The sequence below is a fragment of the Nostoc sp. S13 genome, from assembly GCF_029379315.1.
In the GTDB taxonomy this organism is placed as follows: domain Bacteria; phylum Cyanobacteriota; class Cyanobacteriia; order Cyanobacteriales; family Nostocaceae; genus Nostoc.
On sequence record NZ_JAQYWQ010000237.1, the window covers coordinates 1 to 2,847 of the forward strand.

Sequence of the window (2,847 nt, forward strand, 5' to 3'; positions counted from 1 at the left end):
CAGCGTATACTGAGAGAGCTTTTTTACAACCTGCTCGACTTTTCAAACACCCTCTAAGATTATTACAATAAAGCAATATAAATTGTCAGGAGATAAAACCTGTGAGTCTTCCATATACTGGAGGTTGTCAATGTGGACAGATTCGTTATGAAATTCATGCCCAACCATTAACCCTTTACCTATGCCACTGCAAAGAGTGTCAGAAACAATCGTCTAGTGCCTTTGGCATGTCTCTCACAGTACTACGAGATGCTGTTGTGATTGTTCAGGGAAAACCGAAAGCTTGGACTCGGAAAAATGATAGCGGACGTGAAGTAAGTAACCTATTCTGTGGCGACTGCGGAACGCGATTGTTCCATGAACGGACTTACAACTCAAATACTATCAATGTCAAAGCCGGAACCTTAGATGATACAAGTTGGTTACGCCCAGTGGGTAACATTTGGACACGCAGTGCCCAGTCATGGGTGATAATTTCAGACCAATTGCTCAACTATGACGGCCAACCAGAGAATACGCAGCCTTTATGGGAAAAATGGAAACAACAGCATCCATAAATGCACAACTCCCGACATTAGACAATAAAAGTATGGGTAAACATAATTTTTCAATTCCTCAAAGAGTAGCTCTTTGGCAAGCTTATAACAAGCGATGTGCTATTTCAGGTGAACCTATATTTTTTGATCAGTTACATATTGATCATATTCTTCCAGAAAAATTACTAAACAATCCTGAAGAACTAGAACATTTGAAAGTTAATTATGGATTAAGAGAAGATTTTGATATCAATAGTTATTATAACTGGCTTCCAGTAAAAATTAAAATTAATTTACAAAAAGGTGGATTAATTTACAGCGAAAGTAATCCAAGATATTATTTATAAATAGCGCAAAGAAATTATCAAAAAGTATTAAAGTATGAACAAAAATTTAATAATTATATAGAGAAGGAAGAACTGTTGCTTCCATTAAAGGCTGCAATAGAAATAGGTATATTTTCTTCTCAAGAGGGTATTAAATATTTAGAAGATTTAAGTAATGATGAGCAATTTTACCTCCTTAATGAGTTGCATTTTCATGAGCGCATTATAAGTGGTTATATTAATCGTAGCTATTTGATGACCTTGTAGAATTGTCAGTTGATTTCGGAGCTTCTATTGAGGAAGGTTTAGAGTTAGTTAATAATGTTAATGAAACAGTTTTTATTAAAACTTGCCAAGAATTTTTTGAAGCGAAAAAACTAGGATTTTATGCTCTGACTACTTATGCTATGAAAATGGAAAGTAAATTTAATGAAACTTGTGGTATTGTTGAATCTTTATCTAAGGCGAGAGTCCCGCTACAAAGTTATATTAGTAATCCTAGAATTGGATTAGTAGATTTAAACTTTTTACCTATTTCTATACTTGCTTCGCTATCATCTTCACCGGAAGATAACGAAGAAAACATAATTGCTATTGCTACTGGAAAAAGTGTTCAGGATTGGGTTGACGAGGGATTAGTTAAAATTAATAAAGTAACACAGCACTCTATTAATATAGAACATAAAATGGGGCAAATTCTCTCGGAGTTACTACGTGCAGATTTTAACAATGATGGTGTGGAAGATATTCTTATTTTTAGTTATGCTTATGCAATAGGAGGATCTTTTGGCTATGGCAATGTACTGACTATAACAAAACATCATACTAATGAAAAGCTCTTTACATTGCTATAAATTTAATATAACACTTCCTGGCAATTTCCAATCAAGTTATTTAAGTGAAATTGGATAAGTAAGACGATTTTGGTTCATTCTCAACACTTTTAACAGTTATTTCTAGACAAGCTTGATGACAAACGACACACCAAAAGAATTGAACCCAGACCAAGAAATTGGGCGCTTGATTGATGAGGTAATGTCTTCATCTCTGACTGATGAACAGTACCGCAAAAAGATGCAGCGACGCAAAGAAGTGCAAGACAAGCGCATAGCAGATGCTGTACCAGAAAAAGGGTTAATTATTGTAAATACTGGTAACGGTAAGGGTAAAACCACTGCGGCTTTGGGGATGGTGTTACGATCGCTCGGTCACGGGTATAAAGTAGCGATCGTCCAATTCATCAAAGGTAGCTGGGAACCTTCCGAAAAAAGGGTTTTCAGCTATTGGGAAGACCAGATAGAATTTCACGCAATGGGCGAAGGCTTTACCTGGGAAACTCAAGATCGCGATCGCGATCTCGACAAAGCTAGCGCCGCGTGGGAAAAATCATTAGAATACATCCGCAACCCAGACTTTCATCTGGTATTGTTAGATGAAATCAATATCGCCCTGAAAATGGCTTACTTACCAGTAGAAGACGTTTTAGCAGGTTTGGCGCAAAAACCAGCTAATAAACACGTTATTCTCACAGGTAGAGGCGCACCGGCTGCTTTAATTGAGCGTGCTGACCTCGTAACCGAAATGACCCTAGTTAAGCACCCTTTTCGCGATCAAGGTGTGAAGGCGCAACCAGGAATTGAATATTAAATAAAGAAGAATTCAGAATTCAGAATTCAGAATTCTGAAATAATTTCTATTGCAGGGGTAATGGAGGTGATTTTGTGCTGTCAAAAATTGCTATTCAAAACAGCACTTTGCGATCGCCTCTGTTGCGGGAAATGGTTTCAGTAAGAAGAGTGATTTTCAAGTCACTAATTTAGGCCAAGCCAGCACAGCGAAAATTGTCTACAACCCTGTGAGTGGGTAGTTGTTCTACAACGAAAATGGTAGTGCGCCTGGTTTCGGCAGTGGCGGTCTCTTTGCGACTCTAAGAGGGTGTTTGAAAAGTCGAGCAGGTTGTAAAAAAGCTCTCTCAGTATACGCTG

At 37.5% G+C, this 2,847-nt stretch carries 4 protein-coding genes; all 4 read left to right on the forward strand.

What is annotated here, in order from left to right:
• The first annotated feature begins 101 nt into the window (after positions 1-101).
• On the forward strand, positions 102-557 hold the full coding sequence (locus PUQ00_RS32645) for a GFA family protein (RefSeq protein WP_300424147.1): 456 nt from the start codon (positions 102-104) through the stop codon (positions 555-557).
• A complete protein-coding gene (locus tag PUQ00_RS32650) occupies positions 536-883 on the forward strand; it encodes a hypothetical protein (protein ID WP_300424149.1) in 348 nt (115 codons plus the stop codon). Before PUQ00_RS32645 ends, PUQ00_RS32650 begins: the two co-directional genes overlap by 22 nt.
• Positions 884-1,131: 248 nt before the next feature.
• Positions 1,132-1,716: a hypothetical protein gene (locus PUQ00_RS32655; RefSeq protein WP_300424151.1), complete on the forward strand. Its 585-nt coding sequence runs from the start codon at positions 1,132-1,134 to the stop codon at positions 1,714-1,716.
• 115 nt (positions 1,717-1,831) lie between these two features.
• On the forward strand, positions 1,832-2,509 hold the full coding sequence (gene cobO, locus PUQ00_RS32660; protein ID WP_300424153.1) for a cob(I)yrinic acid a,c-diamide adenosyltransferase: 678 nt from the start codon (positions 1,832-1,834) through the stop codon (positions 2,507-2,509).
• The last annotated feature ends 338 nt before the right edge of the window (positions 2,510-2,847 follow it).

Excerpts from the sequence above, each read along its gene's own strand:
- cobO (WP_300424153.1), top strand. The coding sequence starts at position 1,832 with ATGACAAACGACACACCAAAAGAATTGAACCCAGACCAAGAAATTGGG.
- PUQ00_RS32650 (WP_300424149.1), top strand. The coding sequence starts at position 536 with ATGGAAACAACAGCATCCATAAATGCACAACTCCCGACATTAGACAAT.